The sequence below is a fragment of the Lactobacillus sp. B4015 genome (genome assembly GCF_026536055.1).
In the GTDB taxonomy this organism is placed as follows: Bacteria; Bacillota; Bacilli; order Lactobacillales; family Lactobacillaceae; genus Lactobacillus; species Lactobacillus panisapium.
This window is the reverse complement of sequence record NZ_JAFNOY010000003.1, coordinates 178942-197977: the sequence shown is the minus strand read 5'-3', so window position 1 is coordinate 197977 and position 19036 is coordinate 178942. Positions and strand designations below refer to the sequence as shown.

Here is a 19036-nt window from a genome sequence, read left to right as displayed (position 1 = left end):
CATTTTTATTTTTAATTATTAATGATCATGTTCGCCGTCATTAGCCGGATTGTTATTGCCTTCATGATTATCAGCATTTTCGTTTGAATTTGAATGAGAGCTGTCATTATCATGATTATTTGGTTTATTTTCCGGTGAATTATTACCATTATTTGTCTGATCACGATCATGGCCAGCATCATTTTTATTTTCATCAGACTGTGATTCAGTTGGTCTCTTTTTACGGGTAATAGTTCTGTTTTGCTCGTTATAATTACTCTGAGTTGAATTGCTGCCAGTCTGTTCCTCAGAACTATTATAATCACTACTGTCATCAACAATTCCCGCTGGAGCATGCCCACGAACAAACAGTTGCCATTCACCAGTTGAAGAAACAACAGGAGGATTAGAATTTTTAATTATTCTAGCTCTAATGACTGAATCTGGTTTTTGCCAATCAACATTTTCTTTATTGCTCATAAGATAGGACATCATATTTTTATAAAGCAATTGAGCAGATTGCTGGCCAATACCAGAAATAGTTCCATCCTTCAAATTATCATAGCCTGTCCAAACTCCCATTGAATAGCTCTGTGTATAACCTACAAACCAAGAATCTTTAGGTGTTGCGCCATAACCAGGATAACGAGTTAATTCTTGGTTAGAGTATTTAACGGAACCGGTTTTACCGGCGTGGTATAAACCTCTGATTTGCGCATTGGTTCCAGAACCATGCTTGATAACACCCTTTAACATATCAGTGATCATATAAGCGGTAGCTTTACTCATCACCCGAATTCCTTCGGAATCATAGTTTCTTACTAAACCGTCAGGTGTTTCAATTTTGGAAACAAATTGTGGTTTGTGGTAAATCCCCATTGTAGCAAAGGCACCATATGCACCTGCCATTTGTAGGCTCGATGCGTCTGCGCCAATACCTACGGATAGACCTGCAGTCTTTGGCACATTAATATCCATTTGCCGGGCAAACCTAGAAGCACGTCTAATACCGACCTCTTTTAAAGTTTTAACAGCCGGAACATTTCTAGACTGCTCTAATGCGTGCCGCATAGTCATTTGGCCTTCATACTTATTATCCCAATCATAAAGCTGGATACTAGTTCCAGGGTAGTAATATTTACTGTCATCCAGTACTTTAGCAGTTGACCAGTTTAAATATTCAATAGCTGGACCATAATCAAGCACGGGTTTTATTGAAGAACCGGTAGATCGACTAGTTTGAACTGCTCGATCAAGACCTAATTGAACCGTTGACGGAATATGCCGGCCACCAATTATTGCTACAACATGGCCATTACTTGGATCAACTACCGTAGCACCCACCTGCATAGTATCGCTGGTAAATGGTACTTGACCATTATTTGCTAATTCATAAAGCTTTCTTTGGGCTTTTTGATTAATGTTCAATGTAATCTTTAAATTGTCACGGTAGGGGTCAAAGCCCTTATTTTTAACTTCTTGGACTGCTTCCTTGATATAAGGATCATCAATTTTTCGAATATTTGACTGGTTCTTTTGTTGATGTGGCTTTAGGCCCTTTTTGATGCTTTCTTTTCGTGCTTGATTGTACTGGGCTTTAGTAATTTTTTTATTATCAAGCATAGCCTGCAAAACAATGTCACGCCGATATTTGGCATATTTAGGATAAACGTATGGGTTATAAATCGTTGGTCTGTTAGGCATCCCAGCCAACAGTGCAGTTTGTGATAGATCTAATTCGCCAATTTTCTTACCATAATAATAGTTAGCAGCCGTGCCGATACCATAATTACCGTAATTCATGTAAACCTTATTAATATAAAATTCCAGAATTTCATCATGGGTATATTCACGTTGAACCCGCATTGCTAGCCAAGCTTCTTGTGCTTTTCTCCTTAAGGTTCTCTGTGATGCATCAGTGGAGAACACACTAAGTTTAACGAGTTGCTGCGTAATCGTTGAACCACCCGCAGAAATACTTTGACTTTTAGCATTGCTTAACATGGAACCGACAATTCTGATTGGGTCAATTCCTAATTTATCCTTGTAAAAGCGCTTGTCTTCGACAGAGACGATTGCATCTTTTAACAGTTGCATGTCTGGACTATCTTTAGCATAGATTCTTTTTTCTGAACCAAGAGATAATAAAAACTTGCCGTTTGGGGTATAAAAGGCGGTAGAACCACCACTTTCAAGACTAGCCCTACTAATGTTAGGCGCATCCTTAGCATAATATGCAAAAAGACCAACACCGGAAAGCAATAATAGAAAAATAGCCATCAAGAGCAATTTAACTACACGGTGCCACCTTGGTTTAGGTAAATTTTCGCGGTAATCTTTTCGTGATTCGCGTCCATTGTTTGAATTATAATTTCTATTTGCCATTATTCAATTTCCTATCTGCGATAAAATGATCTACAGCTTTTAAATAAGGTAAGGTAGGTTGAAAGCCGCTTTTAATTTCAATTGACCATTTTTCAACTTCTTTTAACGTGACCGAGCTTTTGTCCTTGTCCCACCAAGCCTCAATAATTTTACTTGCTGGCGTAACGAAGTACCTATTTAAAACCGTGAAACCAATAATGGTAAAACAAATTCCTTTTTGTTTCAAGCACTGTTCTAAGTGAATAATCTGGTGCTCATGAAAATTTTTTAACGGAAAATTTGTTTTATTTTTAGTTTCTTTAGCCTCAAAGTCTAAATAATAACCCTGATACACTCCATTATAGTCCGTTGTCGATTCTTGGCGAAAATAAGCTTCTTTAATAACTGCTCGTGATCTTTTCGGGTAATCTACCTTAACAATTTGGATTGGTGTTGGTTTTTTATGTACTACCGCAATCTCTTTAATGCGATAAAATTTATTTGATTCGTTAATCATCTGCTCAAGATTCATTCCCCGATCAGAAAAATTAACATTTTCACGATGCGTGTACTTTTTCCTGATTTTTGGTTCTTCAGCAGCTTTACGATATGCGGCAGAACTACCGCTTGGATATTTGACCATCAATCTCACTCCTGCTAGCATTATAGCAATAAAGGAAAAGTTTTTGAACAAGGAGCTATCTCTTTCAATATGCAACGACTATGGGTTACTGGGTACCGCAATTATGAACTGAACACTTTTGGTGAAAAAGATCCTAAAATAAAAATCATCAAGTTTGTAATAGAAAAACGTTTAACAGAAATGTTAGAGGATGGACAACTCGATTGGGTAATCACCGGGGCAAATCTTGGCGTTGAACAGTGGGCTAGTGAGGTTGCCGTTGAATTAAGGCAAAAATACCCCTTAAGAGTTTCAATGATTATTCCTTATGAGGAATTTGCATCTAGGTGGAACGAAAATAACCAAGCTAAATTTTTAAGCCTCAAAAATCAGGTCGACTTTTTTGCTGCAACTTCAAATAAGCCTTATCAAAGCCCTGTGCAATTAAGGAATTATCAAAATTTTATGTTGATGCATACTGACAGCGCATTAATGGTTTATGATTTAGAAAGTCCTGGCAAACCTAAGTTTGATTATAATTTAATCAAAAAATACCAGGAAGCCAATAATTATCCACTAGAATTAATTGATTTTTATGATCTTCAAGATGCTGCTGAGGAATACCAGTCTGAACAGGAAGGAAATACCTTTGACGAATAATTTCTAAAGCTTTTTCTAAACTTATCTTTTCTGTTTTAAGAACCGGTGCTTTTTGCTAGAATAAATTAGGGAATTATAAAGGAGTTGTCATCATTATGGCAGATTTAAAAGACATTAAACTATCCACGCAGGATATATTAAAAAAACAATTCAGAACCAAGGTTAAAGGCATTGATCCAGACGAAGTTGATGCTTTTTTGGACCAGGTGATTGCCGATTATGATACTTTTGAACAAATTATTGAGGATTTATACGGCCAAATTGGCAAATTACAAGGCCAATTAATGGACGATCAACACAAGCAAAGCGCTGTTCAATTGCAAAAGACTAGGAGAATAACCCCAGTTAATACTGAAGAAACAGTAAAGACATACACTCCTAGCCAAGGCCGCGACAACACATTCAGCTCACTAAACAGTGATTCACAAACTGAAAGTTCAACGAACATGGCAATAATTCAACGCATTTCAACTCTGGAACGCAAAGTCTATAATCTAGAACAACGAGTTTATGGGTTACAAAAGGACTAAGCTCTGGTATAATTTTTAATGGTGCAAATTTTGAGCAGTCGCGGTTTGGTCTATTATTGACTGAGCTGAGGAAAGTCCACGCACGCACAGGCTGCGAAGCTTGTAGTGTTCGTATTTAGCCCAATAAGCTAAAGAATTGGTTACAATTACGGCGAAAAAAGTGCTAAGTCATTTTTGATATGCATGATTATTCTGAAAAGTGCCACAGTGACGAAGCTTGAGCGGAAACGCTCTTGGTGGAACGAGGTAAACCCTGCGAGCGTGCAACCCAAATTTGGTGGGGGCGTCTCAACCTAGGGAATTGAACTAAAGGTTGGATTGCTATTAATAGCAAAGATAGATGGCTGCTAAAGGTAATTTTGCCAAAATTACTGGAACAGAACGTGGCTTATAAAAATTTGCACTGGCAGCGTTGAGCTTTTCAAAGGGCTCAACGCTTTTTTTAAAGAATGAAAGAAGTAATAATGAAGCAATATCAACTATATACGACAATGGGAGCAGGCTTTGAGAGCGTTGTTGCCAAAGAATTACAATCGTTAGGTTACCAAACACAGACAGAAAACGGTCGGGTCTTTTTTAAAGGCGATCAGGCAGATATTGTTAAAACCAATCTCTGGCTTAGAACTGCTGATCGGGTAAAAATTTTACTTAAAGAATTCCGAGCATTAGATTTCGATACTCTTTACAATCAAGTATATGATATTGATTGGGCAGAACTTTTACCTGTTGATGCCAAATTCCCAGTTCAGGGAAGGGCAGTTCGATCTAAATTACATTCAGAACCAGGCATACAGTCAATTGTCAAAAAAGCAATTGTCAATAAGATGTCAGATCAATACCATCGCCGTGGATTTTTACCGGAAAGTGGTAATGAGTATCCGCTAGATATTCATATTTATAAAGATGTTGCGCGAATTTCTCTTGACACTACCGGTGCCAGTTTATTTAAACGGGGATACCGAATTGAGCATGGTGGTGCACCGCTAAAAGAAAATTTTGGTGCTTCCTTAATTAAACTGACACCTTATGATGGTAGTCATCCGTTAATTGATCCAATGACTGGTTCCGGAACTTTGGCAATTGAAGCCGCATTAATTGGCAGAAATATTGCGCCAGGTTCTTGGCGTAAATTTGCTTTTGATGGCTTTGATTGGTTTGATCAATCTTTGCATGAGGAAGCTGTAGAAGAAGCGCGCACGCAAGTAAAACCACTTGAGCAACCAATTTGGGCTTGTGATATTGATCAGTCAATTTTAGAAATTGCTAAATTAAATGCCAATAATGCTGGCGTTTTGCAAGACATTTATTTTAAACAGGTCGCTGTAAAAGATTTTGCTACTGATTTGAAAAATGGTGTGATTATTGCAAATCCACCTTATGGTAAGCGATTAAAAGAAAAGAAATCCGCTGAAGAGTTATACCAGCAGATGGGCGAGGCCTTGCTCAAATATGATGACTTTAGTCAATATTATTTAGTCGGTGATCCCCTTTTTGAAGAATTTTTTGGTAAAAAAGCGACCAAAAAAAGGAAGCTGTTTAACGGCAATTTGCGGGTTGATTTCTATCAATATTGGGCAAAGAAAAAATGATTACTGACAAGCTAAACACTGAATTTTGGATTATTACTGACACTCATTTGATTGCAGATTGTATCCATGATGATAAAACGGCCTTTCAAGAAATTCAAAAAACCAGTCAAGGTAAAGACCTGGCCTACCAAGAAATAGCGCTTAGTGCCTTTTGCCAATTGGTTAATGATAAAAAGCCAGCCGCAATCATTGTGACGGGTGACGTCACTTTTAACGGTGAATTATTGTCAGCCAAAAAATTCCAAGAAATATTCAGTGCTTTAACTGCAACGAAATTACTTGTCATTCCGGGCAATCATGATATTTATGATGGATGGGCACGGATTTTCAAAGAAGAACAGCAGCTTTATACCGAGCAGATTAGTCCAACCGATTGGAAAAGGATTTTTAGTTCATCTTATGAATGTGCTCTCAGTCAAGACCATTATTCTCTTGGCTATAGTGTCCAGCTTAATCCGCAATACTTATTGTTACTTTTAGATTCCAATATTTACGGCAAGCGTGAAGCAATCGGTGCTCCTCCGACCGAAGGACAAATTAGCGAAGAGCAAATTGTTTGGTTAGAAAAACAGCTAACTTATGCAAAAAAGCATCATTTGCGACCGCTACTTTTTATGCATCACAATCTTTATGTTCATAATCCAGCAGTTAATCGTGGCTTTGTGTTAAATAATGCACCTTTACTGCGACAACTATGTAAAGATTATGACATTAAAGCAGCCTTTTCTGGGCATATTCATGCACAAAATATCGTTGGTCCGCAAGACAGAACACCAACGACTGAAATCGTAACTTCAAGCTTTTGCTCTTACGACCAAGCATATGGCATTGTTAAGCTGGACCCAACTTCTTTAACTTATCAGCGACAGACATTTGAAATGACGCCGTATTTAAGCGCTAAACAGCGCCAGAATCCGTTACTAACTAATTTTCACCAATATTTAAAAAATATTCAGCTACGTAATCTCAGTACGAATTCAAAGCAGAAAGATTCTTTGGCTAATCAAAAATCATCTAGACTGAACAAAATAAATCAATTGTTTATTGAAATGAATTATAACTACTTTACCGGACACAACCATCTTAGTGAAAAGCAGCTACATGATTTATATGCTTCGCCTGAATTTAAAGCATTGGTGGCTGATCATCCCCGTTTTAGTAAATATTTAAAAACTCTTTATGATACGACCGATCACAGTAATCTATCTGTCACACTTAATTATTAATTGAGAAGGTTTTATGAAAAAAAAGCATTTTATGATCTTAGGTAGAGTAGGCTTAATTTATTACAGTTGGCTATTAGTGGTGCTTTTTCTCTGCTTAATTTTCGCTTATGAGAGTACAAAAGCTATTAATTGGCCCGCAATTATCGCAGGAATACTTTTCTTTTTACTGGTGTTATACACCTACTTCAATTCTTATTGGCAAAATAATTGCTTAAAGTTACCATTTAAGCGAAAAATTAATGAAAACAAGCAACCTCAACTGATTAGCCGTTTCAACTGGTTAACAATTTATCAAGTTAAGGTAACTGAATTAGAAAAATACCTATTATTGCGCATCGAAAAACAAAATTAAACAACAATTATTTATTAGTGTCGATTAATTCTATATTGAAACTAAAATTTGTCACCAGATATCTATTAAAAAGTATTTATGGGGAAAAATTTGGTATAATTGAACCTGATTAATAAAAAGGTGGGACCTAAATTCTAATATGAAAAGGCAAATAACTAAAATGACAATATAAAATTATTCATTAACTAAATTAAATAGAAAGAGGCATGCGCAATGAAAACAGATATTCAAATTGCACAAGAAGCTCACGCATTACCTATCAAAGAAATTGCAGCAAAAGTTGGTTTAAGCGAAAATGACCTTGAACCTTACGGTTTTGATAAGGCCAAAATCAATTGGCAAGCTATTAACAAGACAATGGCTAACGGTCATTTGGGCAAGCTGATTTTAGTGACATCTATTTCCCCAACACCAGCAGGTGAGGGCAAATCCACCATGACTATTGGTCTGGGGGACGCTATCAATAATCAATTGCATCAAAAAACTATGATTGCTTTGCGCGAGCCCTCAATGGGACCTGTATTTGGACTTAAAGGCGGCGCTACTGGCGGAGGCCAAGCGCAAGTAATTCCAATGGAAGATATCAATTTACATTTTACAGGTGACATGCATGCACTGACTGCCGCTATTGATACTTTAGCAGCTTTGGTTGATAACTATATTTACCAGGGTAATGAAATCGGACTTGATCCAAATCGAATTGTGCTAAAGCGCGGAATTGATGTTAACGACCGCAGTTTGCGCAATATTACTGTTGGCCAAGGATCAAAGTTTAACGGTGTTGAACACCAATCAAGCTTTGCAATTACAGTAGCAAATGAATTAATGGCTATTTTATGTTTAGCCACTGATATTGATGATCTTAAAAAACGAATTGGCTTAATGTTAGTTGGCTACACTAAAGATGATCAACCAGTTTTCGTTAAGGACTTGAAATTCGAAGGCGCGATTGCAGCATTATTATCAAATGCTTTGAAGCCTAACTTAGTTCAAACAATTGAACACACACCAGCCTTAGTTCATGGTGGTCCTTTTGCCAATATTGCTCACGGTGCCAATACAGTTATGGCTACCAACTTAGCATTGCATCTTAGTGATTACACGTTGACAGAAGCCGGTTTTGGTAGCGATTTAGGCGGTCAAAAATTTATGGATTTTGTCTCTAAGCACTTAGAACGAAAGCTTGATGCGAGTGTAGTAGTCGCTACTGTCCGTGCCTTGAAGTATCAAGCTGAAGGTACAACTGATCATTTAGATGAAGAAAATCTTGCTGCTTTACGTACTGGATTTAAAAATCTTGAACAGCATATGAATAATATGCGCAATTATCATGTACCTGTAATTGTTTTGATCAACCACTTCACCACCGATACACCAGCGGAATTAGCTTTGCTGCAGAAACTGGTCAAAGAGCAGGGAATTGATGCAATTGTCGTTGATTACCATGAGCAAGGTTCAAAGGGTGGCGTTGAGGCTGCCAAAGCAGTAGTCGATCTTGCTAATTCTGGTCAAGCTCAGTTAGAAACAACATACAGCGAAAGTGATCCGGTTAAGACTAAGATTGAGAAAGTCGCTAAAAAGATCTATCACGCTAAAAACGTTGAATATAGCGATAAGGCCGAAAAAGATATTCAAGAACTAGAGAAAATTGGTAAAGATAAATTACCTGTTATTATTGCCAAAACGCAATATTCATTTACTGACAATCAAAAGCTTTTAGGTGCACCAACTGATTTCACCTTGCATGTTAAGGGTGCAAGTTTAAAGAACGGTGCTGGGTTCATTGTAATTACGACTGGTCATGTTTTAGACATGCCGGGTTTACCAAAACATCCCGCTGCTCTTGATATTGACGTTGATAATAACGGAAAAATAAGTGGTTTATTCTAAAAATATTTATGCAATTTTTATACTTAATTATTCCTATAATTGTTGTTTGTTTAGATCAAGGCTTAAAATTTTTCATTGCCAATAACTATGCCCTTGGAGAGGTTCACCAGATTATTCCGGGTATCTTATCTTTTAATTATCTTCAAAATGAGGGTGCCGCTTGGAATATTTTGCCTGGACAAATGTGGCTATTTTACATTATTAGTGTAGTAGCTATTTTGGTTTGTCTCTATTACCTTTTTAGACACCAAAAGCAGGGTAAGCTTTTTGATGTTGGTATTAGCATGGTTTTAGGGGGTATTCTCGGTAACTTGATTGATCGGATCCATTTAAAATATGTGATCGATATGATCCAAGTTGATTTTATTCATTTTAATATTTTTAACGTGGCTGATTCTGCAATTACTATCGGAATTATCCTAGTATTTATCTACCTAATCTTTTTCGATGAAAGTGATGAAGAACATGACTGAAAATTATCTTTTACAGGTAAAAAATGAGAACACGAGGCTGGATAAATTTATTGCAGAGAAAATCAGTTCTTTATCACGTACACGAATTAAAGAACTGATTAAGGAAAAGCACGTTTTGGTTAATGACAAAAAAGAGAAAACTTCTTATCAGGTTCATGAGGGCGATGAAATCAAAGTCACTGTTCCAGCACTGAAGCCACTTTCTGTTGAACCAGAAAATATTCCACTTGCAATTGTCTATGAAGATGATGACGTAATTGTGGTTAATAAGCCTCAAGGAATGGTCGTTCACCCTTCAGTAGGTCATCCCGACCATACACTAGTCAACGCGCTTTTATATCATACCAAGGATTTAGCAGCTAGCCCCGAGGGTTTTCGTCCGGGGATTGTTCACCGCATTGATAAGGATACTTCTGGCTTGTTAATGATTGCTAAAAATGCCAATGCACGTACAAGTTTGGAGCAACAATTGGCAAATAAAAGTAATAAACGCCTATATCTTGCAATTGTTCATGGTAATTTTACCGAAGATTCCGGTCTAATTGATGCCCCGATTGGGCGAGACCATTATAACCGTAAGAAAATGGCAGTAGTTGAAAACGGCAAAGACGCTATAACCCATTTCAAGGTTTTAGAACAGTTTAAAGGCTACAGCTTAATTCAATGTCAGCTTGAAACAGGTCGAACGCATCAAATTAGAGTCCATTTAGCTTACATTGGGCATCCCGTCGCTGGCGATCCATTGTACGGACCACAGCACACGTTGAAGGGGCACGGGCAATTTTTACATGCACAGGTTTTAGGCTTTACGCAACCGGTATCGCAAAAATGGCTTGAATTTTCGATTGATCCACCACAAATTTTTGAACAGCGATTATCCGAACTAAGAGAAACTAAGTGATGATATGAAAAGATATTTGATTCTCGAAGACGGTAGTTCATTTCTAGGAGAGGGGTTAGGCTCATCAATTATTTCAACCGGTGAATTAGCAATTCAAACCGGTAATTTTGGTTATCAAGAAGTTCTAACTGATCCTACAAATGCGGGTAGAATTTTAGTTTTTACTGCACCAATGATTGGTGGTAACGGAATTAATGCTATTGATTATGAAAGCATTAATCCAACCGTTAAAGGAATTATTGCCAATGATGTTGCGCGGAATATTTCTGATAGTGAGAATTTCCAGGATTTAGATTCTTTTTTAAAAGAAAAAAATATTCCTGCTATTTATAACATCGATACCCGAGCTTTGGTGCACCGGCTTAATAAAGAGAAAACGATTAAGGCTTCCATCATGGATACTAATGATGAGCATGCTTTTGATCAGATTAAGGCTCTTGTTTTACCAAAGAATCGGTCCGCAAATGTGTCAACGAAGAATGCCTATGCAGTTCCAAATGTCGGCAAAACAGTGGCCGTTATTGATCTTGGGCTCAAACACTCGATGCTGCGAGAATTATCTCTTAGAAAAATTAACGCCACCGTTTTACCGTATGATGTTTCCGTCCCGGATATTAAAAATCTTCGTCCTGAAGGAATCATTATTTCTGGTGGCCCCGGCAAAGTTGAAGAAGTTGCCGCTAATCTCAAACCTATCTTTGATAACTTTTTTGGCAATTATCCCATATGGGGCATTGGACTAGGCTTTTTGGCTCTTAGTTCATATTTAAACTTTGAATTAATAAAATTGCCAGAGGCATTTAACGGGACCAATTATCCGGTTATTGAGCAGAATTCCAATCGTATTTGGCAGACGGCCATGAATATTGACCAGCTTGTTTTACCTAACAGTGTCCAAATGGAAATGGAGCAAGAATATTATGACTTGCACAGTGAACTTTTGGCTGGTTTCAGTAATAAAAAAAGCAAAGTAATTGCAACAGCTTTTAATGCTGAAGGGGCACCAGGAAGCTTAGATGCACTCGAAATTTTCGATGATTTTGTAAAGATGATGGTGTAATTATGCCTTTAGAAAACGACTTAAATAAAGTATTAATTATCGGTTCTGGGCCAACTTTGATCGGTAATGTTTCGGAAACGGATATCTTAATTACAGATGCGATTAAGGCTCTTTTAGAGGAAGATATTCAGGTTGTCTTGGTTAATCCTAACCCCGCAACCGTCTCAACTGACAAAAGACCACACGTAACTGTATATTTAGAGCCAATGTCATTAGACTTTCTAAAGAGAATAATTCGCATGGAAGAGCCTAATGCAGTTATTTCTGCTTATGGCTCAACGATGGGAATCAAAGTTACACGTGATTTAGTTAAAGACGGTATTCTGGGAAAAATGAGAATTCGCTTACTTACTATTAACGAGCAAGCTCTCATGATTAACAACCAGCAAAAGATGACATCATTTCTTGAACAAAATCAGATTGATGTTAACCAATATTGGAAATTAACTGACTTTGACTCAACGCATTTAGAAAAACAGTTGACAGAACGAATCGTTTTTCCAGCAATGCTTATTAAAGAAGAGCAGTTTTTCCATAACAAGCAACTTGTTTTTGACAATGCGCAAGATGTGGTTGATTACCTCAAAAATGAACGACAAAATGATGATTTTTCTTATAATCAATACCGCTTAACTGAGGACTTGTCTTCATGGGAAGAAGTAATCCTTAATATCATTCGCGATAGTGACGGAAACGTTCTTTTTACCAGTTTAGCCGACACGATTGAATCAGTAGCGATTGATTCAGGTGACTCAGCGGCAGTTATGCCAGCTTTGACCCTAAATAATGATCAGGTCCAAAAACTACGAGCAATTGCGAAAAAAATTGCTGAAGGACTCAAAATAGTCGGTATCTTAAATATTCACTTTGCTGTCAAGCACCACGGAACAAAATTTACCGTTAAAGTACTAACAATTAAGCCGCGACTTACAAGAAGTGCAATCTGGTCGCAGAGAATTGGGCTTTACAGCATGGGCTACATTGTATGCAAAGTTGCCATTGGCTATCGCCTTAACGAGATCTTTGACCCAATGTCTGGTCTAAATGCGGCAATCGAGCCTGCTCAAGATAAGGTTGCGATTAGAATGCCATTTTGGTCATTAACCCAATCTGGTAGTAATCATTATGCCTTAGGTAATAAAATGCAGGCCAGTGGGGAAGCGATCGGCATTGGTCAAAATTTTGAATCTGCTTTTCTAAAAGGACTAGCTTCAACAGTCAATGTCAAAACGGCAATTAAAGTTTTTCATGATGAAACCACGAAAGATAGAGAACAAATTATTTACGATTTAGTTCATCCAGACGAGCTTCATCTAGTTAAGCTTTTAGCAGCAATTGCTGTCGGCTTTTCTTATCAGGATTTACAAAAGATTATTAACATTCATCCAATTTATTACCAAAAATTTGAACATATTGTCAAAATTGGTCAGTCTTTGGCTGCAGGGAAACTCACAGATGAATTGTTACTTGAAGCAAAAAAACGGGGCTTTCGCAACGTACTAATTTCTGATTTAACTGGCATTCCAATTACGGCTTTAAAAAAGCGAATCGCAAAATTACATCTTAAACCTTCATATTTACAAATTGATGGGTCGGCTGGCCTACATGAGCCTCTGGTTCATGCTTACTACAGTGCTTTTGGGGTTCAAGATGAATCTGCTCGTTTAACTGCGCAAAAAAAGGTTTTAGTTATTGGTATGTTGCCATCTCAGGTTTCCGTAACCAGCGAATTTGACTACATGATTAGCCATGCAATTTATACTTTACATAATAATAATTATGCCACTGTATTGATTTCTAATAATGATGAATCCGTTGCAACACGTTTCAAAAAAGCCGATAAAATTTACTTCGAACCAATTACCGTTGAAAGTATTATTCATGTAGCTGAAAAAGAACAAATTAAAGACGTTTTGCTGCAATTTTCTGGTAAAGAGATTAATTCTTTAAGTAAAAGACTAATTGAAAATGGTTTAAACGTTTTGGGAACAGGGGATCTTAACCCTAAGAAACGAATCAGGCAAGTTCTTGAGTTACCGATGAAGACTCTTAAACAAAATCAATTAGTTACTACCGTGGATCGACTGCAGGCTAAAGAATTCATTCATGATAATGGCTTTCCAATCTTAATTGGTGGGTTTAATGATCAGGGCGTTAAGCAAAAATCTGCGGTTGTCTATGATATGCCAGCTTTACTCAAGTACTTAGAGGAAAACTTATTAGCCAAAATTACGTTATCTCATTTCATCGAAGGCAATAAATACGAGATTACTGCTATTTCTGATGGAAAAAATGTAACTGTCCCGGGAATAATTGAACACTTAGAGCAAACAGGCTCTCATGCTTCTGATTCAATTGCCGTCTTTAAACCGCAAAATTTATCAGACAGTGGTAGAAAGAGACTAACTTATTATGCAATTGAACTGATTAAAAAAGTCAAAATGCGGGGAATCTTTACCTTACACTTTTTAACCGTTAATCATGATATTTATCTCTTACAAATTAAGCCTTATGCTGGCCATAATGTGGCATTTTTATCGCAGGCTTTAGGTAAAGACATTACGCAATGTGCCACTGAAGTTCTAAGCGGCCAAAATTTAAGTGATTTAGGCTATCCAAATGGGCTTTGGCCATCTAATGATTTTATTTACGTTAAAATGCCCGTATTTTCTTACATCAATTATAATAGCGATAATACCTTTGATTCTAAAATGAAATCTTCGGGTTCTGTTATGGGACGAGATACTGAATTAGCTAAGGCTCTGTTTAAGGGCTACGAAGCAAGTGGTCTGCGTATCCCAAGCTATGGAACAATTTTTATTTCTGTTCGTGATGAAGATAAAACGAAAATGACCGAACTAGCGCAACGATTTTATCGCTTAGGTTTCAAAATCGTTGCCACTGAGGGAACAGCTAATAATTTTGCTGAAGCTGGCATTACAACAGGACTCGTTACTAAGGTACATTCTGATCCAAATAATTTGTTAGCTAAGATACGCCAGCATAAGATTGTTATGGTAATCAATATCACGGATTTATCTGATACTGCTAGCGAAGACGCAATTCGGATTAGAGATGAAGCACTAAATATTCACGTACCGGTTTTCTCGAGTATCGAAACTACCGAATTGATTTTAAAAGTTTTAGAATCTCTTTCTTTAACTACACAACCAATTTAACAATTAAATATTTTTACAACAGAAAAGTGATGACAAATTGTCATCACTTTTTTAGTCTATTCTTTTGGCCAAAACACGTTCTTTTTCAGGCGTAACTTCAATTGAATTCTGTCCTGTGTAAATGACAAAGCCAGGTCTTGCACCGTTTGGTTTCTTTACGCGCTTATCTTGCACGTAATCTACTTGAACATGCGCAGAATTTTTGGCTTTCGAAAAGTAAGCTGCTATTTCTGCCGCTTCTAAAATATCATCATCAGACGGATTAGCATCTTGTAAGATAACATGAGAACCAGGGATATTTTTTACATGAAACCAAATATCGGTTTTATTAGCCTTTTTTAAAGTTAGCCAGTCATTCTGATAATTATTTTTTCCTACCAAAACGGTTTTACCCGATGATAACCTGAATTTGTTCAAATTATGTTCAGTTACCTTCTTTTTCCGTTTTTGCTTTTGTGGTCGCTTAAGGTAACCCTGATTTATTAATTCATCAGTTATTTGATCAATGTCTTCTGGTTCAGCATTATCAATAGCAGTTTGAATTGAGTCAAAATAACGTAAGTTGTCATTAGCAATCTCAATTTGTTCTTTAACATGCTTAATTGAATCACGCAATTTTTTGTAGCGTGTGAAATATTTCTGCCCATTTCGAGCAGGCGAGAGGGCAGCGTCAAGTTTAATCTCAATTGGCCGATTATTATCATAATAATTAGGCAACGAAATTTTGGTCATACCTGGTTTGACCTGCGCCAAATTAGCGTTTAATATTTCACCGCGAATGCGATATCCTTCAGAGTTTTCAGCTTGCTCTAGCTGCTTCTTGAGTTTAACAATTTTTTTAGTCAGCTTTTTTTGTTCGTTTTTAACCAAACGTTCAATTTTGCTAGATTTTTGTTTTACCCAGTCATGATTTGCTTGGTAAAGATAAAACTCATCTAAGGCATGATTTAAATCAGGATCAGAACTTTCCTTAACTAAATCCAAATGGTAGGGAAGGTAAGGAAAAATTTTACGTTTATTTCTAGGTGTTAATAGTACAAAAGCACCTTTTTTATCAAATTGATTTATAAAAGTCCTAAATGAAGAATAAGAAAAGTCATCCTCAAGATAACCTATTAACTCGGAGCGATCATCACGATCAAGACCATTTATCTGACCAGCAAATTCGCTAGGATCATTTGCAGCAGCTTTTTGCTTGAATTCTTGCTCGCTCAAATCAAAACCATTAATTCCTGGGTTAAGAGGAGGGAGCTCATACTTAGCTTTCGGTAAAAGAATACGCGCCCGATTTTCATCAGGGTTAATCCGCTTCAGTAAATCAATGATATGACCATTGCTATTATCGTAAAGAATAACATTACTATGCCGGCCCATTAATTCAACTGATAAAACTAGCTGAACCTGATCGCCCAATTCGTTACGATTACTAAAGCGAAAATTAACTATGCGGTCTACACCTACTTGTTCAATCTCCTGTAATATTGAACCCTCTAAATACTTTCTAAGTACCATCACAAAGGTCGGAGCCTTATCTGGGTTCGCAATTGCTTTCTTAGTTAAATAAAACCGCGGATATTGCGCATTAGCAGAAATAAGTAACTGATAATTTTTACGTTCATTTCTAAATGTTAAAACCAGGTCTTGTTCAAACGGCTGATATATTTTTGAAAGACGACCGTTAACGAGAGTTGGCTTAATACTGTTTAATAGGCTATGAATGAATAATCCATCGAATGCCATAATATCACCTCAAAATACGATATCTATTATACCAATTATTTTGGCATAAGTATAAAAGAAGAATAAGAATAATCAATCTTAAAATAAGTTACTTTTGTTCATATATTAACTTTTAGACACTTTTGCAAATAAATCATTGCAAAAAGTCGATATACTGGTAATATAGATTTATGATTATTGCTATGAAATATCATAAGTTAAAAATAATATAGTTTGTTTCACAGCAAAAATTATTTTGTGTCCGTGGTGATGTTTCACGGATTTTTAAAGGTAAAAGCCGCGTCTTCTTATGGTGACCGGCTTTTCTAGGAATAGTTTTCACTTATAAAATATTTTTATTGTTTACTTTAACAAAGAAAAGGTAGTTAGATGGATATTTTATCTTTTAGTACAATAGCGGGAAATATCAAAAAAGAGATTAGCAAAAGGTGTGGATTAAACCTCTCACAAACACGAATTTTGCTATATTTTGATCAAAATAATAATATGGCTTTAAAAATGGGGGATTTAGCCGTTAATTTGCAAATCTCACTCTCAACTTTGAGTAGACAGCTACAGCAGAAAAAAACATTAAGTTTTGTTACCATCACACGTTCAGAAAATGATTCTAGCAAGACCGTTGTTTTAAACGAAAATGGGCTGCAAAAAATTATTGAGCTAAAACAGGCCTTGACTCAGATTGAAAAAGCAATGTTTAAAGATTTTACAGATCAAGACGTGGCAGTTTTTACTAAAATCTTTAATTCATTAGTAGAGCAAGCGCAAGCAAATTCATTAAACTAGCTGTCGAACCACTTCTTTTTTTATGCTATAATTTCCCTATATTGTACATACAAGAAGCGAAAGGTTAATTAGATGAAGATTGCATTAGTTACTGATAGTACTAGCGTTATTACTAAAGAAGAAGCCAAGGAAAACAACATTGTTGTCGTTCCTATTCCGATTATCATCGGTAACAAAGAGTACTTAGAAGATATCGACATTACTTCTGATCAACTGTTCGAAATGCAAAAGCAGGGAACTGATTTTCCTAAAACTTCACAACCAAGTCTGGGCTATTTGATTAGTCTATTTGATAAACTCCATGATGATGGTTATGAAGCAATTATAGCGATTACTTTATCAAGCGGAATTTCTGGATTTTATCATACTTTATGTAACATTGCGGAAAGCAATCCAAAGTATAATTTACATCCAATTGACACAAAGATGACGGTACGCTTACAGGGAAACTTAGTTTTAGCAGCTGCTAAAATGATTAAGAATGGGGTAGAATTGAACGTTATTCTTGAGCGCCTTGAAAATATCCGCTCAACTATTAACGAGATTTTTGTTGTTAATGATTTGAACAACCTTAGTCGTGGCGGACGGCTAAGTAATGCCGGGGCTTTTATTGGCTCCATGCTCAATATTAAGCCGCTCTTAACGTTTAAAGAGGGCAATATTGTTGCCTTTGATAAAATTCGTTCCATGAAGCGGGCATTTGCCAAAATCAAGAAACTCACGGTTAAAGATATTGCTAAATTGCCGTATAAGGATAAAATCAAACTCTTTATTATTGATTCCAATGATAGCAGCCAGGTTGAAGAAGCAAAAGAATGGATCAAGCAGGAATTTCCTGAGCAGAATGTATCCGTCACTAAATTTAGTCCGGTAATTGCTACACATTTAGGTGAAAAGTCATTTGCAATTGGTTGGATGATTGATATTGACAAAATCGATTTAACATAATTTATGTATGCAACTGTTCCAGTTGCTTTTTTTGTAAAAACAAATCGGGCTGCTTGCAGCTGAAAGGAAACAATAATGGAAAAAAAGGATCAATTTTCAAAATGGGCAATTGAATTACAAAGTATCGCACAAAATGGACTGGAATATGGTCATGATCGCTTTGATTTGGAACGATATGCTCGAATTAGAGAAATTGCAACTGAAATGATGGCAGCTAAAACTGGTTTGCCGTTAAAGCAAGTAAAGGACTTATTCAGCAGCGATGATGGCTACCAAACACCCAAATTGTCTACACGTGCAGCAATTTTTAAGAATGATAAGCTATTGCTGGTACACGAAACTACAGATGATCATTGGTCAATGCCTGGTGGTTGGTGCGAGCCAAATTTATCAGTTGCGCAAAACTGTATTAAAGAAGCTCGGGAAGAATCTGGCCGAAAGATTGCAATTGATCAAGTAATTGCAATCAGAAACAGCAAAACTAACGTTCATGGCCATGACCGAACTGAGCGAGCAATTAATGTCTGTAATGTAATCTTTTTATGTCATGAACTAGGTGGAGATTTTGTAAAAAATACTGAAACAACTGAATGCGACTATTTTTCCTTAGACAATTTGCCGCCGCTTTCACTTATTAGAAATACACCGGAAGAAATTAAAATTTGTTTTGATGCTCATAAGGCCGCAAACTGGCAAGTTTTATTTGATTAAAACAAAACTAAAAAGAACTCCACATATCA

The 19036-nt window shown here is 36.6% G+C and carries 16 protein-coding genes and 1 other RNA gene; 14 read left to right on the top strand and 3 right to left on the bottom strand.

The window, feature by feature from the left end:
- Nucleotides 1-18: 18 nt before the first annotated feature.
- On the bottom strand, nt 19-2364 hold the full coding sequence (locus J3U71_RS04225) for a transglycosylase domain-containing protein (protein ID WP_267392667.1): 2346 nt from the start codon (nt 2362-2364) through the stop codon (nt 19-21).
- The gene (gene recU / locus J3U71_RS04220; RefSeq protein WP_220221143.1) at nt 2354-2986 is read right to left on the bottom strand and encodes a Holliday junction resolvase RecU; all 633 of its coding nucleotides are present in this window, start codon (nt 2984-2986) and stop codon (nt 2354-2356) included. Before recU ends, J3U71_RS04225 begins: the two co-directional genes overlap by 11 nt.
- A gap of 69 nt (nt 2987-3055) precedes the next feature.
- On the opposite strand from recU, the gene J3U71_RS04215 reads away from it, so the two are divergent.
- The 11 genes from J3U71_RS04215 to J3U71_RS04165 all read left to right on the top strand — a co-directional run bounded on the left by J3U71_RS04215 (nt 3056) and on the right by J3U71_RS04165 (nt 14825).
- Entirely contained in the window at nt 3056-3625 is a 570-nt protein-coding gene (locus tag J3U71_RS04215; protein WP_220221142.1) for a DUF1273 domain-containing protein, read from the top strand.
- Between the two features lie 95 nt (nt 3626-3720).
- The gene (locus J3U71_RS04210) at nt 3721-4155 is read left to right on the top strand and encodes a DivIVA domain-containing protein (protein WP_103751624.1); all 435 of its coding nucleotides are present in this window, start codon (nt 3721-3723) and stop codon (nt 4153-4155) included.
- A gap of 26 nt (nt 4156-4181) precedes the next feature.
- An RNA gene (gene rnpB, locus J3U71_RS04205) (RNase P RNA component class B) lies at nt 4182-4551 on the top strand.
- A 68-nt stretch (nt 4552-4619) separates the two neighbouring features.
- Entirely contained in the window at nt 4620-5744 is a 1125-nt protein-coding gene (locus tag J3U71_RS04200) for a THUMP domain-containing class I SAM-dependent RNA methyltransferase (protein ID WP_220221141.1), read from the top strand.
- Complete coding sequence (locus tag J3U71_RS04195; protein WP_267392668.1) at nt 5741-6970, top strand: metallophosphoesterase family protein; 1230 nt, start codon at nt 5741-5743, stop codon at nt 6968-6970. Before J3U71_RS04200 ends, J3U71_RS04195 begins: the two co-directional genes overlap by 4 nt.
- Nucleotides 6971-6983: 13 nt before the next feature.
- The gene (locus J3U71_RS04190) at nt 6984-7322 is read left to right on the top strand and encodes an acyltransferase (protein ID WP_220269643.1); all 339 of its coding nucleotides are present in this window, start codon (nt 6984-6986) and stop codon (nt 7320-7322) included.
- 213 nt (nt 7323-7535) lie between these two features.
- Nucleotides 7536-9212: a formate--tetrahydrofolate ligase gene (locus J3U71_RS04185; RefSeq protein WP_267392669.1), complete on the top strand. Its 1677-nt coding sequence runs from the start codon at nt 7536-7538 to the stop codon at nt 9210-9212.
- 8 nt (nt 9213-9220) lie between these two features.
- Complete coding sequence (lspA, locus tag J3U71_RS04180; protein WP_103751619.1) at nt 9221-9685, top strand: signal peptidase II; 465 nt, start codon at nt 9221-9223, stop codon at nt 9683-9685.
- Nucleotides 9678-10586 (top strand): RluA family pseudouridine synthase, encoded by a 909-nt coding sequence (locus J3U71_RS04175; RefSeq protein WP_220269640.1) that lies wholly within the window; start codon nt 9678-9680, stop codon nt 10584-10586. Before lspA ends, J3U71_RS04175 begins: the two co-directional genes overlap by 8 nt.
- Nucleotides 10587-10590: 4 nt before the next feature.
- A complete protein-coding gene (locus J3U71_RS04170; protein WP_267392670.1) occupies nt 10591-11646 on the top strand; it encodes a carbamoyl phosphate synthase small subunit in 1056 nt (351 codons plus the stop codon).
- 2 nt (nt 11647-11648) lie between these two features.
- The gene (locus J3U71_RS04165) at nt 11649-14825 is read left to right on the top strand and encodes a carbamoyl phosphate synthase large subunit (protein ID WP_267392671.1); all 3177 of its coding nucleotides are present in this window, start codon (nt 11649-11651) and stop codon (nt 14823-14825) included.
- 51 nt (nt 14826-14876) lie between these two features.
- Here the strand turns inward: J3U71_RS04165 and J3U71_RS04160 are convergent, their stop codons facing one another.
- Nucleotides 14877-16565: an Rqc2 family fibronectin-binding protein gene (locus J3U71_RS04160; RefSeq protein ID WP_267392672.1), complete on the bottom strand. Its 1689-nt coding sequence runs from the start codon at nt 16563-16565 to the stop codon at nt 14877-14879.
- 369 nt (nt 16566-16934) lie between these two features.
- Between J3U71_RS04160 and J3U71_RS04155 the strand changes: the two genes are divergently transcribed.
- The 3 genes from J3U71_RS04155 to J3U71_RS04145 all read left to right on the top strand — a co-directional run bounded on the left by J3U71_RS04155 (nt 16935) and on the right by J3U71_RS04145 (nt 19007).
- Nucleotides 16935-17348 (top strand): MarR family winged helix-turn-helix transcriptional regulator, encoded by a 414-nt coding sequence (locus tag J3U71_RS04155; protein ID WP_267392673.1) that lies wholly within the window; start codon nt 16935-16937, stop codon nt 17346-17348.
- Between the two features lie 72 nt (nt 17349-17420).
- Nucleotides 17421-18296, top strand: a complete 876-nt coding sequence (locus J3U71_RS04150; protein ID WP_220233036.1) for a DegV family protein — start codon at nt 17421-17423, stop codon at nt 18294-18296.
- A 75-nt stretch (nt 18297-18371) separates the two neighbouring features.
- The gene (locus tag J3U71_RS04145; protein ID WP_267392674.1) at nt 18372-19007 is read left to right on the top strand and encodes an NUDIX hydrolase; all 636 of its coding nucleotides are present in this window, start codon (nt 18372-18374) and stop codon (nt 19005-19007) included.
- The last annotated feature ends 29 nt before the right edge of the window (nt 19008-19036 follow it).

Coding starts and splice junctions, on each gene's coding strand:
- J3U71_RS04225 (WP_267392667.1), bottom strand. CDS start 2,364: ATGGCAAATAGAAATTATAATTCAAACAATGGACGCGAATCACGAAAA.
- recU (WP_220221143.1), bottom strand. CDS start 2,986: ATGGTCAAATATCCAAGCGGTAGTTCTGCCGCATATCGTAAAGCTGCT.
- J3U71_RS04215 (WP_220221142.1), top strand. CDS start 3,056: ATGCAACGACTATGGGTTACTGGGTACCGCAATTATGAACTGAACACT.
- J3U71_RS04210 (WP_103751624.1), top strand. CDS start 3,721: ATGGCAGATTTAAAAGACATTAAACTATCCACGCAGGATATATTAAAA.
- J3U71_RS04200 (WP_220221141.1), top strand. CDS start 4,620: ATGAAGCAATATCAACTATATACGACAATGGGAGCAGGCTTTGAGAGC.
- J3U71_RS04195 (WP_267392668.1), top strand. CDS start 5,741: ATGATTACTGACAAGCTAAACACTGAATTTTGGATTATTACTGACACT.
- J3U71_RS04190 (WP_220269643.1), top strand. CDS start 6,984: ATGAAAAAAAAGCATTTTATGATCTTAGGTAGAGTAGGCTTAATTTAT.
- J3U71_RS04185 (WP_267392669.1), top strand. CDS start 7,536: ATGAAAACAGATATTCAAATTGCACAAGAAGCTCACGCATTACCTATC.
- lspA (WP_103751619.1), top strand. CDS start 9,221: ATGCAATTTTTATACTTAATTATTCCTATAATTGTTGTTTGTTTAGAT.
- J3U71_RS04175 (WP_220269640.1), top strand. CDS start 9,678: ATGACTGAAAATTATCTTTTACAGGTAAAAAATGAGAACACGAGGCTG.
- J3U71_RS04170 (WP_267392670.1), top strand. CDS start 10,591: ATGAAAAGATATTTGATTCTCGAAGACGGTAGTTCATTTCTAGGAGAG.
- J3U71_RS04165 (WP_267392671.1), top strand. CDS start 11,649: ATGCCTTTAGAAAACGACTTAAATAAAGTATTAATTATCGGTTCTGGG.
- J3U71_RS04160 (WP_267392672.1), bottom strand. CDS start 16,565: ATGGCATTCGATGGATTATTCATTCATAGCCTATTAAACAGTATTAAG.
- J3U71_RS04155 (WP_267392673.1), top strand. CDS start 16,935: ATGGATATTTTATCTTTTAGTACAATAGCGGGAAATATCAAAAAAGAG.
- J3U71_RS04150 (WP_220233036.1), top strand. CDS start 17,421: ATGAAGATTGCATTAGTTACTGATAGTACTAGCGTTATTACTAAAGAA.
- J3U71_RS04145 (WP_267392674.1), top strand. CDS start 18,372: ATGGAAAAAAAGGATCAATTTTCAAAATGGGCAATTGAATTACAAAGT.